We start from the raw sequence: 22,556 nt of genomic DNA, 5'->3' as shown, positions 1-22,556 counted from the left end.
TGGCCGGCGCTTGAACCACAGGACTCACGCAACGCGAACTCAAACTACGTCATAGAGTTCCCGCATGCGGTTGTCTTCAATGCGATCGAGGAACTCGGCATGACCGCATTGATAGAACGGAATCGGCCCTGCAAGGTACGGCGACCATCGTTCCGGGCTGGGCAGCATTGCATCGAACGGCAGTCGCATGGTGTTCAAGTACTTGAACAGTAAATACACGTACTCGAGCAGCCACGAATCCTCGGCCGTCCTGACCCACCCCTGGACCACGGATTGGATTTCACGACGCTCGAGAATGGCTTTGCGATCCGTGTCGCTTCCCGCGCCATCACGAATCCAGCCGAAAAAATTGTCGGCACACAAACCCAGTACCCGCCAATTCTTTTCTTTCCTCGGATCGTCTTCCGCTCTCGCATTGAGGTCGAGCAAGGTTTCCTCGAATGTCTCGAAGCCGTCGACGTGGCCGATGTTGAAGCTCACATCGACCGCCCCGTATCGAACTCGCCAAGCGTTGTCACGGCGCAGTTCTTCGACCAGGGCACGGTTGTCCCCATGCGAGGCGACGATGTCGGAGAGCGTCGTGGTCACCGCTTCGGTGACGTTCCAGAGCGGGTGGGACAGCAGGACACGCACGATGTCTTTCGCGACATCGCGTTCACTCGACCAGCGGTCCGTCAAGATCGGGCGCAATGCCTCGAGTGCCTGCTCCAACTCATTTTCCGCCCCGTTCAATTGCGCTTGATACGCGTTATCCCGAAGCAGGCAATTCAACGCGGGTGTGTTTATGACGAGCGGCTGCTGAAGGAGCGTGCGCCGTTTGGCATCCACCCCCAGGTGCTCGCGTGCACGCTCCCGTAGTGCGTTAGACACGTTTGCGTCCGTCGGAAGGGCCTGCTTGTCACGCGCAACGACATACTGAAGATCAAGGATGTCGCACTCGTGATAGGGCCAATGAGAATTCAACAATGACGGCGGAATCGCATCCGTAGGATCGTTTCCCGTACCGATTGCATAGGCCAGCAACAGTTCCGATGCAATCATGCGGTCGGTCGGCGACTTGCTCGTGCCGTACATGCGGATGATGTCCGGGTCGAAGCGACCGAGGCCGGTGTCGTTCGGAACTGACGCCCGCCATATGAATTTGAGCGCGTAGCCTGCTATCTCGCGCTTGTAGGCCACGACGTCGGCATCGTCGGCCGTGATGTCCGTTTTCCCGGCCGCCATTGCACGAATGGTGTCGGTAACCGACGCTCTCATCCCCGGGCGCTCCCATACCGCTGCATAGGCTTCGCCGAAGTCGTGTCGAAACACGATGTCCGAGGATCCGATCAGCGCGGTGGCGCACGCGTCCCACTGGGACCATGTCAGTGCGTGGTAAGTCAGCAGCGCCTGCAGCACCGCTGTATAGAGCCCTGTGAGATAGATCTTGGAATTGAGCAACTCGACGAGATTATCGGGCGCGATGCTCGCAAGCGCCTCGGCATATCGATTTCCCGTGTCGGCGTGAGCGGTCGCGAATTCGATTGCCTGTGCGATCTTTTTCGAAAACACCGCGAGATTGGGATACGTCTTGTCCTCGTCCGATCCGCGGCTCGACGCCTGCTTGTATTCGTTCGCCGCCCATCGGCGGGACAATCGGCTTCGCAGCGTGAGCGCCTCAGCGAGATATTCGGCTTCGAGCAGATGATCGATGCCATACGCGTCCACGTACTTTGCGACCGGATCGGGCGTGCGCCCGTCGCTATGCCGGGAGAGCTGATGAGCACAGAGTGCGGCCCAGATCTCGCGAATCTCGGCTCGCCTATGGAGATTTTCGGTTCTTCGGTTCGCAGTTGCCAGCACCCATCTATGCGAAAAGCTGAGCTTGAAATCGAGATCGTGGTCCGCATCTTCCGGTACTTCGGCGGCGGTCTCTCTTTCGTTGTCGCGCGCGCTTCCGTAGAACAGCCCTCGCAGTGCGAGCAGACCTTGGCGGAAGGGCTGTTCGTGCGGCCCCCGTTCGGGAGACATCTCCCACAACTTACGCCATGCTTCTCGCGCATGGCTGCCAGGTGCCTCACAGGCCTCTCGCATGGCACAAAGAATCGCCAGAAAGTCACTCGCTCGGAGCGACCCTTTGCGGGTGACCAACATCGCTAGCAACGCAGGTGCGAACGGCTTTGGATTGACTGCGTCAGGGCCGTTAGTCAGTCCACGATTCTCGAATCGCCCGGCAAGGCATACTTCCTTGTCGTTTATTTGAACGTCAAAGTACTCCGCAGGACCTCGGGGTAGATTTTTGTACGGATTAACGTAATTTTGTCTCAGCGCCTTCAACAGGTTCGCTCTGCGCTCAGCGTCGCTACCATCCCCGCTCTCGTTCAACAGGCCACAGGCGACGATGAAGTAACCCTCCGAGGCAATCCACAACGCCTCCTTGACGCGGGCATCACTGAGCGCCTCACCGTAGCTCCTTTCGAGTTCGGCGAAGCGCAGATCGATATAGTGCTTGATATCTTCTTCGTTGGCTTTACGGGCTTCCCGCTGAAATTCCTCGTTGTCGCCCGCCTTCTTGGTTTCGCACGAATCGTGTGCGTGCCTTTTTCCGTTCTCGTCCGGTTCATCGAGTTCGACGTTCAGATGTTGGACCTGCCGATCTTGGGTTCTGCGCCAGGAGCGGCTGCTATCCGCTCCTTCGGGCGTGCGCGTGGTCATGAGCAGCACGACACCGTCAGGCCATTTGCGGGGCAGCAGCGAATCGATGTCGTCGATCTTTGGCGCCGACGAGAAATCGATCTCGTCCACCGCATCGAGCAGGAGCACCACCGGCTCACCCCTGTGGAGCCCACGCTCGCCGCACGCTCGCAATAATTCCTGCAACGTATCGAAGGCTGATTCGCGGCGCGCAGCGTGGTGGACCATGTCCAGACGTGATCGCGTGCAGGCGTCGAGTTGATTGATCACGACATTGACGTCCGACGTGAAGCCGCTTGGATCAAGGCTCCTGGAGCGGCTTGCACGAGCGAACGTCCAGCCATCCAATAACAATGGCCGATACACATCGGGCTTCTCGATGGCGGCATTCCAGTCCCGACATCCGTGTTCCATTTGAATCCTGAGCCAATTCCGGGTTGACTCCAACCAACTCAGCGCGAGCGCCGTCTTGCCCCAGCCGCTTGGCGCTTGAAGGATGACAACGCCGCCTCCCCGGCCGCATGCCTTGACTCGCGTATCGATCTGTCGCGTGAACCACTCCCGGCCCGTGAATTCCTTGTAAGTCACCGCACCGGTCTGCCGCCGCATGCTAAGAAGGGCATCCGGGAATTTCCCTTTTATCAATACCAGCAGCCGCACCGGATAGAGATAAGAATCGGATTCATCCTCGAGAGCGGACTTGATACGGGTATGGAAATCTTCGTCTTGTGCGTGCAACAGCAGTAGAGTCGGGCGGCGCGGCCGCCATTTGGCAATCCGCTTGACCGACGTGTGATCCCGGCCATGCCCAATCGAGCCCACGTCCCAGGGCAGACGTCTGGCGCTGAGCGAACGCGTCAGGCAAGCGGTTCGGAATCTCACTGCGAAAGACTGAAAGCCTCGTTCGATTCGCGAAACGATACTCGACGAGGCGTCGGGGGCTAAGGTTTGTTCGTATGTTTCCAGATAGTGCGCCAGAGCCCAGCCCAGCGCCTCCCTGTCGCGTTCGCCTTCCCCTGACACTTCTCGCGAGAGAAACGCTTCGTCGTCTTGTTTGCGATGATGCCAAAACCGGCCCCAGTATTTTTTATCGCTATCGAGCAGGGCCCATGCTTGCAATTCCTTGCAGTCGGCCTGAAGGTCGCTCTGAATCAGTTCAAGCCAAAGCATTGCATTGGCCGGCTTCTTCAATCGATGCAAGATGCTGGATTTTGGGGAAAATAGAAGAAAATCGATATGTTTCGTGAGAGCGTAGTCGATGAGTTTGACGAAAGGCCATAACGCGATGACGATCAACATCAACGGTACGAGGCCGCCTCGCGCTTTGAGCGAGTCAAAACTACCCTTTCGAAGGAGTAGATCACTGACCGGAAGACCGATCACGGCCCCGATCTTATAGAGCAACCAATAGATGAGCAGTGCGACCGCCACGGCGAGCGACCACCGGCTCCAATCGATGGTCGACTCGGATGAATCTATCGACGCAGTTTCCTGAGAGGCTAGCATTGCGCGCCTCCCGTGACCAAACGAATGATGTCCTGCGCCGCCTCACGACCGGTTTCGGCAGCGCCGTTCATATATCCCTGAAACGCGCGGCTGCAGTGTTCCCCCGCAAAGAACAGTCGGCCGCAGGGCTCGCGTTCCCAGCCCGCGATCGTGGTCCATTGGCCCGGACGATAAAAGGAATACGCGCCACGTGAAAACACGTTGGAATGCCAATTGGTCGCGTATGACCGCCCGTCGAATGCTCGTAGCAAGCCTGGGAAGAGTGCGTCGGCCTCGTGCACATATCGGCGCGCGGTCGATTCCGCATTGGCCGGGTTAAGCTCGAGTCCCGCTTGCCCGCCGACGTAGAACGAGAACGTCGCGCCTGCTCCTTGCATGCGGCTCGAGTCCCAGCCGCTCTGGAAACTCAAGTCCGAAAACGCTTGACCGTCTCGGCCGGCATTGCGCCATACGGGTTCGCGCAAGCCCACGATGACTTTTTCACTGCTGCCATAGCCCAAGGTATCGATCGCGAGGCGCTTTGGCGCCGGCAAATCCACGGCCATCGGGATGGTGCGCAAGACGGAGAACGGGATTGCCAGGATCATGAAGTCCGCCGATTCAGTTCGGCGCTGCCCATCGTGTTCGACTTCGAGCGAGAGCCCTTGCGCGCCGTCGCGCAGCGAGACGAGCGCATGTTCGAGGTGAAGCTCGGATGCAAGTTCGGCGCCCAATGCTTGCGCAATTTGTTCGACGCCGCCGCGAATCTTGTAGCGTTCGTCACTCTCGCCAAAGATATTGAAGCCATCGGACGTGTCGAGCGGCAACACGGTCAGCATATTGAGGCAGGATTGCTGGTCGACTTCGACACCCATTTCGGTCAGATACGCCGTCGCGAGGAGTCCACGCAACCATCCTTGCGCACCGATTCGATCGAGGTAGGCCGCGATCGACATCTGATCGAGATACGCGTCGAATGAAGCGTGCTTGAACGCGGAGATGTCGGGGGACAGTTGCGACACGTCGGCGCGCATGCGTTCGGCCAACGGACCATATTCGTGCATGATCTCGGACTCGGAGCGATGACGTCCGCGAAAGAAGTAACTCGACGCGAAGCTTCGTTCGGAGGGGGCTGCGGTGTCGAGGATGTCCAGATTGAATTCGTGAGCTAGCGCGAACATGTCGGCATGCCGGCTGTCGATGAATTCGCCGCCTACCTCGGTGGAAAGACCGGGACTGAAGTAATTGAGTAAGGAGTGGGTTCGGCCGCCGACGCGCTTTCCGGCTTCATAGAGTTTGACCGAAACGCCAGCGCGTTTCAGCGTTCGCGTTGCCACGAGGCCGGCGATGCCCGCGCCGACGACGGCAACGTGCATATCACTTGGTTTGGCGAGAGCGGGACTTGGCGGTGCGAAAGGCTGAACGGCTGGATGATTGCCATCGGCTCTGTTAGTCAATTTTCAACTCCCGGTGCCGGACACGATCGATCGGTAGATGCTTATCCTTTGTAGTCTGAAGCAGCGAAATCGTGTGCAACGTTCGCTGGTGCACATAGGATAGTCGTTGGCGCTCGACGCGCATGGCAAGTCGGTTAGCACGGCGCTTCTTGATATCGACGTCGACGAGCCTTCCGGAATCAGCAACGAATATTGACGGCCGCGTTTGCGGTGACGACTCGCTTGAGTTCCGCCAACGCGGGCGACATTCTACGAGCACTACTGTGTAGGCAAAGTTCAACGGCCGGCAACGGCGGAAGGCCATCGTTGCTGTCGAGCAATCGCAGGGACGACGGCACGCCCGACATGGTTCGCACCGTCACGCCAAGCCCGGCTGCAACGCCGGCCCAAAGACTCTGCAGACTGGCGGTGGTGTAGGCCAATCGCCAAGAGATATTCGCACTCTCCAGCGCCTCGATTCCCGCGCGGCGAAAGAAGCAGGGTTGGTTATACAGGGCGAGGTCGAGCGGCGTATCGCGCCGTAACACCGGGTCCCCTCCCGGTGCCCCGATCCAGGCCATTTGCAGTTTTGCTATCGGCTCGGCATCTTGCCGGCTACCGTAGCCCATGACCAGCACGAGATCGAGTTCGTCGCGGTCCAACCGTTCAAGCAGTACGCCGTTTTTCTCGACGGCGATTTCCACATGCACACCGGGGTGTGTTCTTTTGAAGTGTCCAAGCGCAGCCGGCAACCATGTCTCCGCGAAATCTCCCGGTAAGCCGAAGCGCACCGCACCCGCGACCGCCGCGCCCTGAATCGCCAGCACGACCTCGTCATTGAGATCCAGTATCCGTCGCGCGTAGGAGAGCACGAGCTCCCCGGTTTCCGTCAAAGCGAGTCCTTTGCCTTGCCGACGAAATAGCGATTGGCCCACCTGGCCTTCCAGCTTGCGCATTTGCTGGCTAACGGCCGATTGCGAACGGCCTACACGCTCGGCGGCCCGATGAAGACCGCCTAGCTGTTGGCTTGCAAGCAACGTCCGCAATGCATCCATGTCCAGATTGGGCAGCGCCATGGTTCGGATTCTCTTAATCGATGGTCCGGAATTATCGCATCCATGACCTGTTTCGTTGGCTAATATGACCGACGGACTCGCTGTGATATCTCTTACCCAAAGCAGGGTGTGCAGTGCCTTTTTACGGAGAAATTTTGATCATGAATAGCGGCGGAATTCTGAAAGGCAGCTTACTTCGAATTTTTATGGCTGCATGCATGTCGCTCGCGAGCTTGGCGTTTGCGGGCGAGACGACTAGTGCACCATCCCTCGAGGGAACGTGGACGCTCGTGGCCGCCGACGTTCAGCATCCAGACGGCACGCGAGCACGGGATTACGGCGCTTCGCCGAAGGGCCTTCTGATGATCGATCGCGAGGGAAACTACTCTCTGCAAATTTTTAAGTCGGAACGAACGTCTTTTTCGTCGGGTAATAAGGCGACCGGCTCGCCCGGTGAATACAGGGCCGCCGTGATGGGCTCGAGCACGCACTTCGGCTCGGTCGACATTGATCCGGTGAACAAGACTTTGACCTTTCATATCCGCAGCGCCTCTTTTCCAAATTGGGAAGGTCAAGAGCAAAAGCGGACCTATGAGTTGCGAGGGGATGAGCTGAGCTATCGCGTGCCGCCGAGGCCGAATGGCGATGTGCCCATTTCCGTCTGGCGCAGAGTGAATTAGACTTGGCCGCGAGCATGTTTTCCCGATCTGTCCTGTCTCTTCGTGAGCAATGGCTGGCTAACAGCATCAGGCGATGTGATGAGCACTCAAAATTTGCCGATCAACCCCACGGCTGCATCGATCGAAGCTGCGACGCGTCGAAACGCGGGGTTAGACGCGTTGCGGGCATGCTTGACGTTGCTCGTTGTATTTCATCACTGTGCCATTACGTATGGCGCAATCGGCGGCTGGTACTACCATGAGGTGACGCCGAGCAGCAGGTCTCTGGAATCCGTGGTGTTGGTGCTCTTCTGCACGATCAACCAGGCATTTTTCATGGGCCTCTTCTTTTTCCTGGCGGGCCACTACACCTCTAAATCAATCGATCACAAGGGATCGCGCCGTTTTCTCGCTGACCGGCTGGTTCGCCTAGGCGCACCTTTGCTCGTCTACGGTGTGCTGATCGGGCCGGCGACGATCGCACTAGCGCAGACAGCCCGGGGTCACCCCTTTGTCGGCACGCTGAGTGACTTATGGCGAAAAGGCACGTTCGAAAATGGACCTATGTGGTTTGCCCAGGCTTTGTTGATATTCAGTGCGGGCGCTGCATTGTGGAGCGTGGCATACACTCGTTTTGAAGATGACCGAAATGACCGGCCGCATCGCAGTCTATTTCCGTCCAACATGATGCTAGCCGGCGCTGCGCTTTTCACTGGCACCGTAGCGCTGGCGTTGCGGTCCGTATGGCCTGTTGGGGTCAACGTCTGGGGCCTTCAACTCGGGTACTTCGCGAGCTATGTCGTGCTGTATGTGGCGGGCTACCGCACGGCCCGCGTGCATTGGATCGAACGGTTGCCGGAGCGGCAAGTTCGCCTATGGTGGCGTGTCGCGCTGATGGCGGTGCCTGTACTACCGCTCGTCTACTTTCTCGGTGGGTACATTCCTGAATTGCGTGGTCGTCCGCTTTCGGTCGTTTACGCGTTCTGGGAACCATTGGTCGCATGGGGAACGATCTTGTTTCTCGCCAAGCGCTTTCAGCAGCGGTTCGACAGATTGGTTGGGGTATGGCGCGTACTGTCGAGACGTGCGTATACGATCTATATCGTTCATCCTCCCGTGCTGGTTGCTGTCGCACTGATGTGGAGAGACGTACCGGTAAATCCTTTCCTGAAATTCGTATCGACCGGCAGCCTCGCTTGTGTGTTGTGCTATCTGATTGCGGGTCTTTTGCTTCGCATGCCCAAGCTGGCGGCGATTTTGTGAGAGTGGGGGCCCGACAGAAAAGCGCCCCATAGCAGCGTGTTCCGATTACCCCCAGCAACGCCCCTCACGCACGACATTCGCCTTCTGTTCATTACGCCGACAGCCGCGTCGCACCAACCGAGCATCCTTTTTGCTTAGAGGGAGTGCTTGTTGCTAAGTCGACATACGGGCGCTCGCGATCCGATAGCCATTGGGTCGCGAGCGCCCGGCCGACCAGTCGAGGATTCGCTATGAGAACAATGAACGAAGGCAAGGTACGTACTGTAATTCTTGCCATGACGGTTTCGCTGCTCGCCGCATGCGGTGGGCATGGCAGTGGCGCGAGTGGTGCAAGCAGCGGCACGCCTGCGGGCGGTGTCAATTTACAAGTCGTTTCGTTTGGCGATAGCCTTTCGGACGTCGGCACCTACGCGCCGATCGCGAGCGTAGTGGGCGGCGGCCGCTTCACGACCAACCCAGGGCAAGTGTGGACGCAGGACGTCGCGCAGTACTACGGCAACACACTTACCGCCGCTTATACGATCGACGCCACCCAGAAATTGAGCCCGCAAGGCGGCCTCGGCTATGCGGAAGGCGGCGCCACGGTGGCGACGCCGGCCAATCTCAACAACTTTCTCACCAGCGTAATCGGTGATGTCGAAATGCCTGTCAATCAACAGGTGTCGAGCTATTTGTCTGCGCACGGAAGCTTCAATTCGAGTCAACTCGTGCTCGTGTGGGCGGGCGCGAACGACGTGCTGCGCGCCGGAGCGTTGCCCGCGGGAGCGTCGACCGTGCAGACAGCGGCCACTGCGCTCGCGCAAATCGTCGGACAGATCGTCGACAATGGCGCAACCCATGTCGTGTTGGTCAACGTGCCGAACGTCGGGTTGTCACCCAAGGGCCTCGCGGCGGCCGACGGCGGCGCGACTTTCACGCAGGAGTCGCAATTGTTCAACGACGATTTGAACGCCGCGCTACAAACGGCCGGCCTGCAAAGCAAGGTGATCGAAATCGATTCTTACACGTGGCTGAATCAGATGATCGCGAACTACCAGGCCAACGGCTTCCTCGTATCCAATACCGGCCAGGCTTGCGATCCTTCGAAGACGCCCGACGATACGTCTTTGTTGTGCTCACCGAGTACCTATGTCACGGCCAATGCCGATCAGACCTACATGTTCGCTGACGATCTGCATCCGACGACACGTCTTCATACGCTCTTTGCTCAATACGTCGAACAGCAAATCGCCGCCAGCGGGCTCGGCCGTTGAGTCACGCAGCGACTTCAGCCAGCGGGCCCATTGGGCCTCGCTGGCGACTTATCGTCACGGTGTGATTTAGATACCGAAGAACAACGGCTTGACGCCATCGGCCTTCACGGGGGCGCCCGAAGCCGACGAACCGGCGGCCACGCCACCAAACGCTTGATTGTTGCCGTTTTGCGCAATGACGCGCGCTTGTGCGGCTTGAGCGTCGGCCGGATAGTTCGGATCGTTGCTGAAGTTGACGCGCCCGCCGGCTTGCTCGAATTGCACGAGTTCGGCGTTGACTTGGGCACGTGTCACGGGTGCGTTCGACTGCGCGAAAACAGCGACAGGAGCGGCAAGGGCGGCGGCGATAACGACGGATTGAACGAGCGATTTCATGGCAATACCTCCAAAAGTTATTTGTCCTATCTGCTGCATCGTGTTCATTTGCGAGAACCGATGACTGCAGTGTAGAGACTGGAGGTCTTAGGGTTAACTCCTATTTGAATAAATCATCGTTACGAATTTGTTCATAATCCGCGTGGCGTCATCGTCAGGCCGCGCCGCTCAACGCGCGGATCGGGATCACGGCACGGCCGCCGCAGTGGCGCAGTAGGTCTCGCAATTCGTTGATGACCGGGAACACTTCATGGTTCCAATCGGCACCCTGCTTGTCGTGGGCTTCTTGCTCGCGCTCGACGATCCAACGGTCTTCCTTGAAGATGCATTCCGTGAACCAAACCAACAGCGGCCATGCGAGGTCCAGTGCGAACGGAATGCCGGGCCTGCGGATGGAAAGCAGACCAAACGTTCGGTTGGTACGCTGTGCGGCGTCCAGCGGCACGTAGACGATCCACAAGTCCATCACCAATGTGCCGTCGCTCGAGCGGATCTGGAGGGTTTGGTACGGGTAGCCGGTGCGCACTGTCATCACGTCCTTCTCGTCCTGATCGCCGTTCTTCTTGCTGGCGCCGAACACCAGCGCTTCACCCACGGGTTGTTTGCCTTCCTCGCGCGCGAACGTATAGTCCACTTCCACCCAGTCCACGCCACGACGCCGGCCCAGCGAGCGCGCACGCATTCGCCCCATCTCCCGCCGGTGCAGGAGCTGGTGGTTCATGTCCATCAGGTTTTCGTGCATGAAGGAGTAGTGGCACTTGACCTCGCGGCCAAAGCGGCGCGTCTTGTACGCTTTGTCTGCCGCCGATGGCATGGCGGGCAGCGGCCGCTCTTCGGCAAGCACCGCATCGCCGGGAAAGACGAAGATCAGGCCGTGCACCTCGCGGCAGGGATAAGCACGCACGCCGTTGGGCAGGCGCTCACGCCCGAGGTATGGCACGTCGACGCAGTGGCCGGTGCAGTCATACGTCCAGCCGTGATAGCCGCAGCGGATCGACTCGCCTTCCACCACGCCCGCGTGCAGCGGCACTTGTCGATGTGCGCAACGATCTTCCAGTGCGAATATCGTACCGGCCTCGGTACGCACCAGCACGATCGGATCGCCGGCAAAATGCACTCCAAGGGCTTTGCCCCGCTTGACCTCGCTCGACCATGCCAATGGATACCAGTGATCGGGATGGATGGGTACACGGCGCAGGTCGCGCGCGGGCGCGCTTACAGGCGGATCGACGACACTGCTACCCTGCGAAGGTACGGCATGCATGCGTAACGCCTCCTGGCTCAACCTTTCGTCAATCATTCACCGACAACACCAGCGTCGGCGCGGGAATATCCTTTGCATCGATCTCGACGTGCAGCGGCGCAACGGCCGTACCAATCGCGAAAAACTCGATCACATGACTTTCCCATCGATACGATTTCTCGTGAATGATCGTGCCGATCACGCCCTCCGCCTTCGCGGTCTGTGCTTCGACTTGCATGCGTTCGATCGCCAACTCACGGGCACTGTAAATCGCCTGGGTGAACTGCTCGAGCTCGACGTTGCGGCCGATTTGATTCCACGCCTTGAGCATGCCTCGATGCGCGACGTGATACACGCAACTGCCCATCACGAGTTCGATGGGCCGATAGCCGGAATTGAGCAGCGTGTAGAAATCCTGCCCGGAGAGATCTGAAGTGAAGGGGCCGCCGTCGTGAGCGCGAAACCCTTCGCGATCGTGGTTGTGGACCACGCCGGTGCCGATTGCCACGAACTCCAGGATGTCGGCATCCCATTCCACATGCTTGATCTCGAGACGCACGCCGACGATGCCATCGGCACCCATGCTGCGTGCTTCTTCACGCATGCGCGACATCGCCAGTTCGCGCGCGTGATACATCGCCTGCGACAGCACTTCGAGCTCCTGATTCTTGCTCCACGAACCGTATTGAATCCCCACGTGGTAAATGCTGCTGCCCACGCATAGGCCGATCGGCTCGAACCCGGCCTTGCGGACGAGCAAGAACTCATTGACCGATAGGTCGGAAGTAAACACCGCCGTAGGATGAGCACTGCTGCGCAAACCTTGCAGTCGCGCGCGCGCATTGGCGGGAAGTTGCGTACCGGGATTCTGGGTGATCGTTTCGCTCATGCTGCTCTCTCAGTGATGGGGGTTCAGATCCCGTCGTTGTACGAATTGTGATGAACCGAGGTGGTCCGCAGATTGTCCGGCTTGTCGCTCAGGTCGAGCACGAATTCGACGGGATGCCGAAACGTGGCGGCTTCTTCGCAATCGACCACGGTCCCGATCACAATGTGCCGGCCGAGCAAACGGCCCGGCTCCGGGCTCTCGACCTTGAACAACTGACTGAATTGCAGTTGCGCGAGCACACCCGTTCCCTGTCGCGCCGTGTCCGCGCGCAGATCGGCATGCGCATTGCGCCGGATGCGCTCCCAGAACGCGGTGGTTTGTTTGAGCGGCTGATTGTTGCCCCAGCCGTATCCTTTGCCGGTATCGAGCGGGCCGCTGCTCCACTCGAAGCGGGCGCCAATCGCGAGGCCGACGGGCACGATGCCGGCTTCCAGCAACTGCACGAATTCGAGCGCGGGCACCGTCGATACCACCGGCGTGTTACTTGGCGGCAAGCCCTCGATGCGCACGGCGGTACCGACCAGCGAGTAGTCCATGCTGTTTTCGATGGCGAGGTCGACCGTTACCATCCGGGTGTCGATGACGGCATTGGCGCCGAGCGCCGCCGCTTCGGCCTGCAGACGGCTCAAGGCCTGGCGCCAGCCCATTGCATGTCCTTCGGTCCAAGAGTAGCCGTAGTGCATCCAGCACGTGGCTGCGATCGGCGCCAGCATCTTCAGACCATGGCTGCGCGCCAGTGCCATTTCCGGCGCGGTCAACGTCGAGACCCACGGCAGTGCGCCGCTTTTTGAATCGACGAGACGCTGATGAACGAGGCGAGGCACGCCGTCGTCATCGAAGAAACGCTGCTCGGGGACAGCAGGCCCCGATTTGCTGCCGAAAAGCGAATTCAACCATCCCATCGGTGTATCTCCGGGCAATGATGCACGAGCGCTAAGGCAGGCGTTAGGGTAGGCACTAAAGCTACAGCGCAGCCAGCAATTCGGAAATCGCCCGTGCTTGTTGCGTGCGTTCGCGTACGTGCGTCATCAGTCCCGTCATCCACGTGTGGGCATCGACTTCGCGCGTCGAGAGCACCACGCCTTTGACCTTCTTTTCGACTTCGGTGGCGAGATGATGACCGTCCTTCATCCGCATCAAGTAGGTTTCATTTTCGAACGCAACCGAGATGCCGACGATCTCTTCCGTTTTGCGGATGAGTCCGCGGCGGACTCTCTGGACCTGCGTGTGATTCGGCAGCGCTTGCGAGACGATCGCGACGAAGCGGTTGAGGAAGGCCGCTCGATCGGCTTCCGCATGGCGCAGCCAGGCCGCAGCCAGATCGAAGTTGATCGGCGTGTCGTTTTCGCCGGTGCCGGACAGGCTGTCGAGCTTACCCATTGTCACTCTCCTAGCGGCCGTGCCAGTGCTTGCGCTTGCACACCGCGCATGCCTGCAACCAGCTTGTCGCGCACCTCGATCAATTTCTGCTCGCGCTCGCGATCCTGCGCAAGCACCTGTTGTTCGATTTCTTGTACCTCTCTCATGGTCGCAATGGACTGATCGGCCGCGGCGGCCAGCGTGTCGAGGCTGCGCGGATCGCCACCTAGGCTGCGGGCCGCTTCCACGGCAGCGTCGTGGGTGCCCTGTACGGCGAGCTCGGTGATCTTGCGCGCGGCATCGTCCAACTTCTCGCTTTCGGCGCCGGCGCGGCGCGTGTCCGCCTGCACCACGGCCTGGGCGGCCACCGCCATCAGACGCGGAATCGTCACCATGATGCCGGTGCTGAGTTTGCTGACGCGGGTTTCGGCCGCTTTGCGGTTGGACGCGATCAAGGGAATCAAACTCGCGGCCGAAATCATCGCTTCGCGCAGGTCTGCAATCCGGCCGCGGAAGTTGGCGAGCGTATTGCGGTAGTCCATGGCGATCGCGGCATCGCCGGCCGTGTTGGTGCGCAGCGCGACCTGGCGCAGTTGCTCGGCTTCGACGAGCCCGCGATCCAGTGCCACTTGCATCGCGGCGATGCTGATCGACAGTTCCGACACGCCCGTGCGTACCGATTGAGACTGTTGATCGAGTTGCTGGATGGTGATCATCAAATCGCTCTTGATGCGCCGCGCTTTTGCGACTTCTTCGTCCATTAGGGCGAGAAACGCTTTGCGATTTTCCTGAAAGGATTTGATGGCGCCATGCGCGACCTTGCCGAGCCGACCGAGCCGGCTAAGGAAGCCCGTGGCCTTCGGTGCGACTTCGCGCGCTTCCTCCTGCAACTCCTCGATCTTCAAGATTTTGATGCCGTCGATCACGGCGGCGGCAATACGCCCGATCTCGCCGGCTTCGCCCACGGTCGTTTCCGACAGCAGCCGGCGCGATGCCGTGGCTAACGGCGCCAGGGCATCGTCGACGAAATTCAATGTCGATGTGGCATCGTCGAAACGGATGGCGTTGGCCCGCTCTTGCGCAATCTCGCGCTGCTGAGGCGAAAGCGTGGAGAGATCGACTAGCCGTGCCATCGGCGCCATCGGTGTTTGCACTTCGGGCGGAAGATTTGCCGGAAGCGCGGACTCGGCAGGGGCGGCCAGTGCAGTCGATTCGCCGGTGGTTGCCGGTGAATCGCTTGCCGGATTGAGATAGGCCGTCAAATCCAGCGGCGCTTCGGATGTATCGGTAGGTTTCGAATTCGACGCTTCGTCGTTCATATACCTATGCTCGAGTAAGAGTGAAACTTCTCTAAAACGCGCCAAAACTATAATCGCGTCGAATCGATAAAGCCACAATAAAAAACGCCCGGCCAAGGCCGGGCTCCGAATGACCGCGCTTCCCAACGAAGCGCGGTACCTGCAAGGTTGCAGTCGATTGCTTACGCCGCCAACAGCGAGCGCAGCACGAACGGCAGAATCCCGCCGTGCTTATAGTAGTCGACTTCGATCGGCGTATCGATACGAAGCAGCACAGCCACGCGTTGCGTTTGGCCATCCTTGCGATGGATGACGAGCGTGATTTCTTGTTGCGGCTTGAAGTCGTCGCCCAGGCCTTCGATGTCGAACGTATCTTCGCCTGTGATGCCGAGCGATTGCACGCTGTCCGAACCCTTGAATTGCAGCGGCAGGACGCCCATGCCGACGAGGTTCGAACGGTGGATCCGCTCGAAGCTGCGTGCGACGACGGCCTTCACGCCCAAGAGCTGCGTGCCCTTGGCCGCCCAGTCGCGCGACGAACCCGTGCCGTACTCTTCGCCGGCGAAGATCATCGTCGGCGTATCGTCGGCGATGTACTTCATCGCGGCGTCGTAGATCGACAGTTGTTCGCCGCTCGGCTGGTGAATCGTCAGCCCGCCCTCGACGCGCGTGCCGTCGGCCTTCACCGGGATCATGAGATTCTTGATCCGCACGTTCGCGAACGTGCCGCGCATCATCACGTCGTGATTGCCGCGGCGTGCGCCGTAGCTGTTGAAGTCGGCCTTTTGCACGCCGTTCGCTTTCAACCACTTGCCCGCAGGCGAATCTTCCTTGATCGAACCCGCCGGGCTGATGTGGTCGGTCGTCACGGAATCGCCGAAGATACCGAGCGCATGCGCGCCCTTGATCGTCGGGATCGTGTCGGACGGCGTCATCGAGAATTCATCGCCGAAGAACGGCGGTTCGGCGATGTACGTCGACTTCGGCCAATCGTAAACCTGACCTTCCTCGCCCTCGATCTTGCTCCACAGGTCGCCCTTCTTCGTGAGCTGGGAGTAGTTCGTGCGGAATGCGTCGGCATCGAGCGCGTACTTGAGCAGCGCATTGACTTCTTCGCTCGACGGCCAAATGTCGCCGAGATAGATGTCTTTGCCGCCCTTGCCTTTGCCGACGGGCGCGGTCATCAGATCGTGCGTGATGTTGCCCGCGATCGCGTACGCCACGACGAGCGGCGGCGAAGCGAGGAAATTCGCGCGGATGTTCGGATGGATACGCGCTTCGAAGTTACGATTGCCCGACAGCACAGCCGCCGCGACGACGTCGTTCTCGACGATCGCTTCGTTCAGGTCCGCGGTGAGATCGCCCGCGTTACCGATACAGGTCGTGCAGCCGTAAGCGGCCAATTCGAAGCCGAGTTGCGAGAGGTACGGCAGCAGGCCCGTCTTCGTCAGGTACTCGGTGACGATGCGCGATCCCGGAGCGAGCGACGTCTTGATGTGCGGTGCCACCGTCAGGCCCGCTTCGACGGCTTTCTTTGCGAGCAAGCCGGCAGCCAGCAGCACGCTCGGGTTCGACGTGTTCGTGCACGACGTGATGGCGGCGATCAGGATGTCGCCGTTCTTGAGCGAGGTGCCCTTCGACGTCTTGTACACGGCGTCGAGATCGGCCGGCTTCTTCGCGAAGCCGTTTTCGCCGACGGGCTTGCTGAACAGATCGACGAACGTCGACTTCACGTTGCCGATCTCGATACGGTCTTGCGGACGCTTCGGACCCGCCAGCGATGGCGCAACCGTGCCGAGGTCGAGCGTGACGACCTTCGTGTAGTCGATGGAGCCGACCTTCGGAATGCCGAACAGACCTTGCGCCTTGAAGTAGTTCTCGAAGGCAGAGATTTCTGCGTCGGTGCGGCCCGTGCCTTTGAAGTAATCGATCGTCTTTTCGTCGACGGGGAAGAAGCCCATCGTCGCGCCGTACTCGGGCGCCATGTTGCCGATCGTCGCGCGGTCGGGCAGCGTGAGCGTGGTCGTGCCTTCGCCGAAGAATTCGACGAACTTGCCGACGACCTTCTCCTTGCGCAGCATTTCGGTGATCGTCAGCACGAGGTCGGTCGCCGTCACGCCTTCGCGCAGCTTACCCTTGAGCTCGACGCCGACGACGTCGGGCGTCAAGAAGTAGACGGGCTGGCCGAGCATACCGGCTTCGGCTTCGATGCCGCCCACGCCCCAGCCCACGACGCCGATGCCGTTGATCATCGTCGTGTGGCTGTCGGTGCCGACGAGGGTGTCGGGGTAGTACACCGTGTCGCTGCCGTCGGCCTTCTTATGCACGCCGCGCGCGAGATATTCGAGGTTCACTTGATGGATGATGCCGACGCCCGGCGGCACGACCTTGAACGTATCGAACGCTTGCATGCCCCACTTCATGAACTGATAACGCTCGTTGTTGCGCTGGAACTCGAGCTTCATGTTCAGATCGAGCGCATCCTTCTGGCGCGTGTAGTCGACTTGCACCGAGTGGTCGACCACGAGATCGACCGGCACGAGCGGCTCGATCGACTTCGGGTTCTTGCCCGCGCGCTTCGCCACACCGCGCATTGCGGCGATGTCGGCGAGCAGCGGCACGCCGGTGAAGTCCTGCAGCACGACGCGCGCCACCACGAACGGGATTTCGTCGACACGCGTGGCCGTCGGCTTCCAGTTGGCGAGTTGCTTGATGTGCTCTTCCGAGATCTTCTTGCCGTCGAAATTGCGCAGCACCGATTCGAGAACGAGGCGGATCGACACGGGCAGGCGGTCGATCTTGACGTTCAGTGCCTTGCCGAGCTGCGGCAGCGAATAGAACTTGCCTTTACCGGCGCCGCTGTCGAATTCCTTGAGCGTGTTGTGCAGATTGTGGGCCATGGCTTTTCCTAGGTTGAGAGCGAGGAAATGACGTTGCTACGTTTTTATTGAACCTTGAACCAGCGTTCGGGGTTGCTTGAATTCGGTTGCCTAAATCACATACAAATCGACGTATTCGTTGACGGGCATCGTCTCGAGCTTTGCTTGGTCGAGCGAGGCATCGAGAATCGCCTGACGCTGCTTTTCGGGAAAGCGGCGCGCGAGATTCGTCTTGAACTTGTCCACGAGCAGCGGGATGCCTTCCGCACGGCGCCGCTTGTGGCCGATCGGATATTCGACGACGACTTCGTCGAACTTCGTCCCGTCGCCGAACTCGACGGTCAATGCGTTGGCGATCGAACGTTTGTCCGGATCGTGATAGTCGGCCGTGAACCGCGGATCTTCGACGCAAACGATCTTCGCGCGCAAGGCATCGATGCGTGGATCGGTTGCGACGGCATCTTCGTAGTCGGCCGCCGTCAAGCGCCCGAAAATCATCGGGACCGCCACCATGTACTGGATGCAGTGATCGCGATCGGCCGGATTGGCGAGCGGGCCCGTTTTATCGATGATACGGATTGCCGCCTCATGCGTGCGAATCGTGATCTTCGCGACGTCCTCGACACGCTTGCCGTTCGCCCGCAGTCGATCGTGCAGCGCCATCGCCGCTTCGGCTGCCGTTTGTGCATGAAACTCGGCCGGAAAGGAAATCTTGAACAGCACGTTTTCCATCACGTACGAGCCGTACGGGCGTTGGAACTTGAACGCGTTGCCCTTGAACAGAACGTCGTAGAAGCCCCACGTCTTGGCCGTCAGCGCCGACGGATAACCCATCTCGCCTGTCTTTGCGATGAGCGCGAGGCGCACGGCGCGCGAGGTTGCGTCGCCGGCTGCCCACGATTTGCGCGAACCCGTGTTTGGCGCGTGCCGATAGGTGCGCAGCGAATGTCCGTCGACGAACGCGAGCGAGACCGCGTTGACGAGTTCGTCGCGCGAGAGCCCGAGCATCTGGCCGACGACGGCGGTCGATGCCAGCTTGACGAGCAACACGTGATCGAGCCCGACCTTATTGAACGAATTCTCGAGCGCGATGATGCCTTGGATCTCGTGCGCCTTGACCATCGCGACGAGCACGTCCTTCATCGTGAGCGGCTGCTTGCCCGCCGCCACGGCATTGCGCGACAGCCAATCGGCCGTCGCGAGGATGCCGCCGAGATTGTCGGACGGATGCCCCCATTCGGCGGCGAGCCACGTGTCGTTGAAGTCGAGCCAACGGATCATCGCGCCGATGTTGAAGGCGGCCTGCACGGGGTCGAGCTGGAACGGCGTGCCGGGCACTTTGGCTCCGTTCGGTACGATGGTGCCGGGTACGATCGGCCCCATCAGCTTCGTGCAGGCGGGGTAGGAGAGGGCCTCGAGTCCGCAGCCGAGGGTGTCGATCAGGCAATTGCGCGCCGTGTCGAGCGCGAGCGCGCTATCGATTCGGAAATCGAGAGCGTAGTCGACGATATCGGCGAGCACCGTGTCCGGCGCGGGCCGGACATTGGAGATCGGGGCGGACATGGGTCGAGGCTTCCTCGCCGAGAATTTAGCTGCCTGACTTTTGCAGCGCGTTCGATTGCGTCGGGGCCGGAGCGCCTTGCATCATCTCGGCCGTCTTGCATTCGTCCGCGAGGCGCGAGTCGTCGTGGTCCGAGAACAGCATCGCCTTCGTCGGGATGACGACGAGGTCGAGGCCCGTGGCGGCGTCGTGGAAGCGGTCGGCGCCCGTGGTCGTCGATTCGCGCGGCAGGTTGTAGTTCTTGTTGGCCCAGTGGACGGTGACGATCTGGTCGCGCTTCATGTCGCCCTTCAAATCGAACGAGAGGCCGTCCTCGCAGGACCACAGCACCGAGCCCGGCAGTACCGGATCGGTTTTCGCGACCGTTTTCGCCGGCTTGCGCTTGATGAGGCGGTGTTTCGGTGCCGGTGCCCTCGCCTTTTTCTTGACGACGGGCTTCTTGGTGGCCGTCGTGCTGCTGGCAGTTTGCGCGAATGCGTCGTTCGCGGCGACGAGCGTCGTGGCGGAGAGCGAGGCGACGACGGCGGCGATCAGCAGTTTCTTCATGGAATCAAGACCTTTTGAATGTCGGTGAGACAAATAGAACACAAACCGTGCGGCGGGTTGACCCGCCGGCGGCGCACGCTCGGCGGCGCGCGGCGGTCGCTATTTTCTCCTATTTAGCGGGACAAACTTCAGATTTTCAGGCCCGGTGTAGTTTGCGCTCGGACGAATGATCTTGTTGTCGATGCGTTGCTCGATGATGTGGGCGCTCCAGCCCGCCGTTCGCGAGATCACGAACAGCGGCGTGAACATTGCCGTCGGCACGCCCATCATGTGATACGACACCGCGCTGAACCAGTCCAGATTCGGGAACATCTTCTTGGCGTCCCACATCACCGATTCGAGGCGCTCGGCGATATTGAACAGACGCGTATCTTCGGCTTCTTTCGAGAGCGCGTGAGCGATTTCCTTGATGACCTTGTTGCGCGGATCGGAAATCGTGTAGACGGGGTGACCGAAGCCGATCACGACCTCCTTGTTCTCGACGCGGCGGCGAATGTCGGCTTCCGCTTCATCGGGCGAGCTGTAGCGCGATTGGATCTCGAAGGCCGCTTCGTTCGCGCCGCCGTGCTTGGGCCCGCGCAGTGCGCCGATCGCGCCCGTGATGGCCGAATAGAGGTCCGAGCCCGTGCCGGCGATGACGCGGCCCGTGAACGTCGAGGCGTTGAATTCGTGCTCGGCGTACAGGTTCAGCGAGGTATGCATCGCTTGCACCCACGCTTTCGACGGCGTTTTGCCATGCAGCAAGTGCAGGAAGTGGCCGCCGATCGAATCGTCGTCGGTTTCCACTTCGATGCGACGGCCGTTGTGCGAGTAGTGGTACCAGTACAGCAGCATCGAGCCGAGCGAGGCCATCAAGCGATCGGCGATGTCGCGCGCGCCGGCGACGTTGTGATCGTCTTTCTCGGGCAGCACCGTGCCGAGCACCGATACGCCGGTGCGCATCACGTCCATCGGGTGGGCCGAAGCGGGTACCCATTCGAGCGCGGCTTTCACGTTGGCGGGCAAGCCGCGCAGGGCTTTCAGCTTCTTCTTGTAGGCGGTCAGCTCGGCGGCGGTCGGCAGCTTTTCGTGCACGAGCAGATAGGCGATCTCCTCGAATTCGCAGGTGGTGGCGATGTCGAGAATGTCGTAGCCGCGGTAGTGCAAGTCGTTGCCCGTGCGGCCGACCGTGCAAAGCGCCGTATTGCCCGCGCTCACCCCCGAAAGCGCGACCGACTTCTTCGGTTTGAAGCCCGACAGTACGGGCGCGGTGGTTTGGCGGGCTTGGCTCATGGTCGAATCCTCAAGCTGCATGCGCCATCATTTTTGCGCGGCGAAGAGCGCGTCGAGTTTGTCTTCGTACGCGTGATAGCCGAGGTACTGGTACAGATCGTCGCGCGTTTGCACGCGCAATGCCGCACCGGCCGATGTTGAGGGCGACTCGCGGGACGGTTGCTGCGCTGTCATGACGACTCCTTCGGCGGAACGGGGCTGGCGAACAACGGCGCCGTTTCCGGCGGCAGGGGCCGTCCGGTTGCACGCGCTCGGCGCAGCACCGACCAGTAGTAGCGGTAGCTTGCGCGATCGTGCAGTGTATCGCCGTGGCGGATGGGTCCCCATTGCGCGGCCTGGGCGGCCAGCAGAATCTCGGCCGCGGCGGCGATCGCCTCGTCGCGCGGCGCGAACGCGGCAACGATGACCGGCACCTGCGCCGGGTGGATGCTCCACATGCGCGTATAGCCGAATTCGTCGCGGGCACGGGCGGCATCTGCCGCCACGATCGACATGTCGCGAATCTCGGTACTGACGTTGTGCGAGGGCACGCGTCCGTACGTGTGGCAGGCCGCCGCGATTTCGAGCTTCGCGCGGCGTACGAGCGGGTGGTCGAACTGACCGGGGGAACGCATCGCCGAATCGGGGATGGCGCCGTCGTGCGCCGACACGAAGTCCATCAAGCCGAACGAGAGCGCCTCGACGGTCGGCAGCGAGGCGAGGCGGAAGACATCGGCGAGCGCGCTGTGCGTTTCGATGAGAAGCTGCGTAGGAACCGGTTGCGCGATCCCGAATTCGCGGCGTGTCGCCTCGATGAACGCGCACATTTCCGCGGTATCGGCCATGCTGCGCACCTTCGGCAGCGTTACGTAAGCGGGGGCGCGCTTCGCCGACCGCAGGATGAGGCGGACGTCGTCGCGCCAATGCGGATGGGCGAAGTCGTGAATGCGCACGCCGACACGCCCGAAGCAGTCGTGTTCGCCGCCCACGAGCGATGCGACGAGTTCGGCGTGCTCCGCTTCGTGCCCGACGGCGGCGCCGTCTTCGCAATCGAGCGTCACGTCGAACACGGGCCCGAGTTGCGCCTGCAACGCAAGCGATTTCAGCATCAGCTTTTCGCTGCCCGCGTAGTGATCGCACACGGGTAGGAGCACGGGCGGCGCTTCGCCGTCAAACAACACTTCCGCGGGAGTGAGGGCGCGCATCTTCGGCGTCAGGAGCGTCAAACGTGTTCAAGAAAACCGGATTCGGGCGAACTCTGCGGGACGTGTCGCGGGGGAGAGCCTCGGGTACGGGCTCTCGAATCGTCTGCCGGCGCGCCCGCTTGCGCG

The 22,556-nt window shown here is 60.5% G+C and carries 17 protein-coding genes and 1 pseudogene; 3 read left to right on the top strand and 15 right to left on the bottom strand.

The window, feature by feature from the left end:
* Window positions 1-39 precede the first annotated feature (39 nt).
* From J3485_RS26300 to J3485_RS26290, 3 genes are all read right to left on the bottom strand, one after another.
* Entirely contained in the window at window positions 40-4,179 is a 4,140-nt protein-coding gene (locus J3485_RS26300) for an ATP-binding protein (protein WP_206957236.1), read from the bottom strand.
* The gene (locus J3485_RS26295) at window positions 4,173-5,534 is read right to left on the bottom strand and encodes a flavin monoamine oxidase family protein (protein ID WP_206957235.1); all 1,362 of its coding nucleotides are present in this window, start codon (window positions 5,532-5,534) and stop codon (window positions 4,173-4,175) included. The genes J3485_RS26300 and J3485_RS26295 overlap by 7 nt, the downstream gene beginning before the upstream one ends.
* Window positions 5,535-5,794: 260 nt before the next feature.
* Window positions 5,795-6,670 carry a LysR substrate-binding domain-containing protein gene (locus tag J3485_RS26290; RefSeq protein ID WP_206957234.1) on the bottom strand — a complete coding sequence of 292 codons (876 nt, stop codon included), beginning with the start codon at window positions 6,668-6,670 and terminating at the stop codon, window positions 5,795-5,797.
* A gap of 185 nt (window positions 6,671-6,855) precedes the next feature.
* On the opposite strand from J3485_RS26290, the gene J3485_RS26285 reads away from it, so the two are divergent.
* The 3 genes from J3485_RS26285 to J3485_RS26275 all read left to right on the top strand — a co-directional run bounded on the left by J3485_RS26285 (window position 6,856) and on the right by J3485_RS26275 (window position 9,824).
* Window positions 6,856-7,329 carry a lipocalin-like domain-containing protein gene (locus J3485_RS26285; protein WP_242539089.1) on the top strand — a complete coding sequence of 158 codons (474 nt, stop codon included), beginning with the start codon at window positions 6,856-6,858 and terminating at the stop codon, window positions 7,327-7,329.
* A 78-nt stretch (window positions 7,330-7,407) separates the two neighbouring features.
* Window positions 7,408-8,571: an acyltransferase family protein gene (locus J3485_RS26280; RefSeq protein WP_206957232.1), complete on the top strand. Its 1,164-nt coding sequence runs from the start codon at window positions 7,408-7,410 to the stop codon at window positions 8,569-8,571.
* Window positions 8,572-8,801: 230 nt separating this feature from the next.
* The gene (locus J3485_RS26275; RefSeq protein WP_206957231.1) at window positions 8,802-9,824 is read left to right on the top strand and encodes an SGNH/GDSL hydrolase family protein; all 1,023 of its coding nucleotides are present in this window, start codon (window positions 8,802-8,804) and stop codon (window positions 9,822-9,824) included.
* A gap of 66 nt (window positions 9,825-9,890) precedes the next feature.
* Here the strand turns inward: J3485_RS26275 and J3485_RS26270 are convergent, their stop codons facing one another.
* From J3485_RS26270 to J3485_RS26215, 12 genes and pseudogenes are all read right to left on the bottom strand, one after another.
* Window positions 9,891-10,199, bottom strand: a complete 309-nt coding sequence (locus tag J3485_RS26270; RefSeq protein WP_206957230.1) for a DUF4148 domain-containing protein — start codon at window positions 10,197-10,199, stop codon at window positions 9,891-9,893.
* 154 nt (window positions 10,200-10,353) lie between these two features.
* The gene (locus tag J3485_RS26265) at window positions 10,354-11,463 is read right to left on the bottom strand and encodes a Rieske 2Fe-2S domain-containing protein (protein WP_206957229.1); all 1,110 of its coding nucleotides are present in this window, start codon (window positions 11,461-11,463) and stop codon (window positions 10,354-10,356) included.
* A gap of 28 nt (window positions 11,464-11,491) precedes the next feature.
* Window positions 11,492-12,331, bottom strand: a complete 840-nt coding sequence (locus tag J3485_RS26260; RefSeq protein WP_206957228.1) for a heavy metal-binding domain-containing protein — start codon at window positions 12,329-12,331, stop codon at window positions 11,492-11,494.
* Window positions 12,332-12,354: 23 nt separating this feature from the next.
* On the bottom strand, window positions 12,355-13,233 hold the full coding sequence (locus J3485_RS26255; protein ID WP_206957227.1) for a heavy metal-binding domain-containing protein: 879 nt from the start codon (window positions 13,231-13,233) through the stop codon (window positions 12,355-12,357).
* 61 nt (window positions 13,234-13,294) lie between these two features.
* On the bottom strand, window positions 13,295-13,711 hold the full coding sequence (locus J3485_RS26250; RefSeq protein WP_206957226.1) for a hypothetical protein: 417 nt from the start codon (window positions 13,709-13,711) through the stop codon (window positions 13,295-13,297).
* 2 nt (window positions 13,712-13,713) lie between these two features.
* On the bottom strand, window positions 13,714-15,009 hold the full coding sequence (locus tag J3485_RS26245) for a toxic anion resistance protein (protein ID WP_206957225.1): 1,296 nt from the start codon (window positions 15,007-15,009) through the stop codon (window positions 13,714-13,716).
* Between the two features lie 161 nt (window positions 15,010-15,170).
* Window positions 15,171-17,888 (bottom strand): aconitate hydratase AcnA, encoded by a 2,718-nt coding sequence (gene acnA, locus J3485_RS26240; protein ID WP_206957224.1) that lies wholly within the window; start codon window positions 17,886-17,888, stop codon window positions 15,171-15,173.
* Window positions 17,889-17,978: 90 nt separating this feature from the next.
* Window positions 17,979-19,430, bottom strand: coding sequence for a bifunctional 2-methylcitrate dehydratase/aconitate hydratase (locus J3485_RS26235; RefSeq protein ID WP_206957223.1), 1,452 nt, complete (start codon window positions 19,428-19,430; stop codon window positions 17,979-17,981).
* 25 nt (window positions 19,431-19,455) lie between these two features.
* On the bottom strand, window positions 19,456-19,974 hold the full coding sequence (locus tag J3485_RS26230; protein ID WP_206957222.1) for a hypothetical protein: 519 nt from the start codon (window positions 19,972-19,974) through the stop codon (window positions 19,456-19,458).
* 99 nt (window positions 19,975-20,073) lie between these two features.
* Complete coding sequence (gene prpC / locus J3485_RS26225; RefSeq protein WP_206957221.1) at window positions 20,074-21,246, bottom strand: bifunctional 2-methylcitrate synthase/citrate synthase; 1,173 nt, start codon at window positions 21,244-21,246, stop codon at window positions 20,074-20,076.
* Window positions 21,247-21,273: 27 nt separating this feature from the next.
* Window positions 21,274-21,363 (bottom strand): annotated as a pseudogene (prpB, locus tag J3485_RS26220) (methylisocitrate lyase); the annotation flags it as partial.
* A gap of 53 nt (window positions 21,364-21,416) precedes the next feature.
* The gene (locus J3485_RS26215; RefSeq protein ID WP_206957220.1) at window positions 21,417-22,430 is read right to left on the bottom strand and encodes an HpcH/HpaI aldolase/citrate lyase family protein; all 1,014 of its coding nucleotides are present in this window, start codon (window positions 22,428-22,430) and stop codon (window positions 21,417-21,419) included.
* Window positions 22,431-22,556: the final 126 nt, after the last annotated feature.

Source organism: Trinickia acidisoli, assembly GCF_017315725.1.
GTDB classification, from domain to species: domain Bacteria; phylum Pseudomonadota; class Gammaproteobacteria; order Burkholderiales; family Burkholderiaceae; genus Trinickia; species Trinickia acidisoli.
The sequence above is the reverse complement of the archived record's forward strand: the minus strand, read 5'-3'. Positions and strand labels throughout refer to the sequence as shown.

What these genes read in the sequence shown, in the direction of transcription:
- J3485_RS26235 (WP_206957223.1), bottom strand. Translation starts at nt 19,430, where the DNA reads ATGTCCGCCCCGATCTCCAATGTCCGGCCCGCGCCGGACACGGTGCTC.
- J3485_RS26215 (WP_206957220.1), bottom strand. Translation starts at nt 22,430, where the DNA reads ATGCGCGCCCTCACTCCCGCGGAAGTGTTGTTTGACGGCGAAGCGCCG.
- J3485_RS26230 (WP_206957222.1), bottom strand. Translation starts at nt 19,974, where the DNA reads ATGAAGAAACTGCTGATCGCCGCCGTCGTCGCCTCGCTCTCCGCCACG.
- prpC (WP_206957221.1), bottom strand. Translation starts at nt 21,246, where the DNA reads ATGAGCCAAGCCCGCCAAACCACCGCGCCCGTACTGTCGGGCTTCAAA.
- J3485_RS26295 (WP_206957235.1), bottom strand. Translation starts at nt 5,534, where the DNA reads ATGCACGTTGCCGTCGTCGGCGCGGGCATCGCCGGCCTCGTGGCAACG.
- J3485_RS26245 (WP_206957225.1), bottom strand. Translation starts at nt 15,009, where the DNA reads ATGAACGACGAAGCGTCGAATTCGAAACCTACCGATACATCCGAAGCG.
- J3485_RS26255 (WP_206957227.1), bottom strand. Translation starts at nt 13,233, where the DNA reads ATGGGATGGTTGAATTCGCTTTTCGGCAGCAAATCGGGGCCTGCTGTC.
- J3485_RS26285 (WP_242539089.1), top strand. Translation starts at nt 6,856, where the DNA reads ATGGCTGCATGCATGTCGCTCGCGAGCTTGGCGTTTGCGGGCGAGACG.
- J3485_RS26265 (WP_206957229.1), bottom strand. Translation starts at nt 11,463, where the DNA reads ATGCATGCCGTACCTTCGCAGGGTAGCAGTGTCGTCGATCCGCCTGTA.
- J3485_RS26270 (WP_206957230.1), bottom strand. Translation starts at nt 10,199, where the DNA reads ATGAAATCGCTCGTTCAATCCGTCGTTATCGCCGCCGCCCTTGCCGCT.
- acnA (WP_206957224.1), bottom strand. Translation starts at nt 17,888, where the DNA reads ATGGCCCACAATCTGCACAACACGCTCAAGGAATTCGACAGCGGCGCC.
- J3485_RS26300 (WP_206957236.1), bottom strand. Translation starts at nt 4,179, where the DNA reads ATGCTAGCCTCTCAGGAAACTGCGTCGATAGATTCATCCGAGTCGACC.
- J3485_RS26280 (WP_206957232.1), top strand. Translation starts at nt 7,408, where the DNA reads ATGAGCACTCAAAATTTGCCGATCAACCCCACGGCTGCATCGATCGAA.
- J3485_RS26260 (WP_206957228.1), bottom strand. Translation starts at nt 12,331, where the DNA reads ATGAGCGAAACGATCACCCAGAATCCCGGTACGCAACTTCCCGCCAAT.
- J3485_RS26290 (WP_206957234.1), bottom strand. Translation starts at nt 6,670, where the DNA reads ATGGCGCTGCCCAATCTGGACATGGATGCATTGCGGACGTTGCTTGCA.
- J3485_RS26275 (WP_206957231.1), top strand. Translation starts at nt 8,802, where the DNA reads ATGAGAACAATGAACGAAGGCAAGGTACGTACTGTAATTCTTGCCATG.
- J3485_RS26250 (WP_206957226.1), bottom strand. Translation starts at nt 13,711, where the DNA reads ATGGGTAAGCTCGACAGCCTGTCCGGCACCGGCGAAAACGACACGCCG.